Annotated in this window: 1 protein-coding gene; it reads right to left on the reverse strand. The window is 42.4% G+C overall.

All coding sequences use genetic code 11. From position 1 onward, the window contains the following. Positions 1 to 146: 146 nt before the first annotated feature. On the reverse strand, positions 147 to 347 hold a 201-nt coding region (locus BG55_RS23080), incomplete at its 5' end, for a hypothetical protein (protein ID WP_235192681.1).

The raw sequence follows: 347 nt of genomic DNA on the forward strand, positions 1-347 counted from the left end.
ATCTCTGTATGGTTGAGTAAATCCAGCTCATTTAAGCCGGTAATTTTGAGCGTCTCTTTACCGCCCGATGTACTGCACGTTCAGTCATAATGCTTATTTCCTGGCTGTCGTAAAAGCGCCAGCCAGGGATTTTCCTTTCTTCTGATTTAAAATACCTGCCCACAGCCCACAGCCCACAGCCCACAGCCTATTTCGACCGCTGCGCAAAATTCACACTCAGTTTGAATGCTGGGATATTTTCCTGAAAATATATGAAATTTTCTGACACATATTGTTTTAATTTTAACAACATCGTAGCATGCTGGCTGTTTATTGAAAATGATTATCATTAGGGTTGACTGCGGGGG

This window comes from Erwinia mallotivora (assembly GCF_000590885.1).
GTDB lineage: Bacteria > Pseudomonadota > Gammaproteobacteria > Enterobacterales > Enterobacteriaceae > Erwinia > Erwinia mallotivora.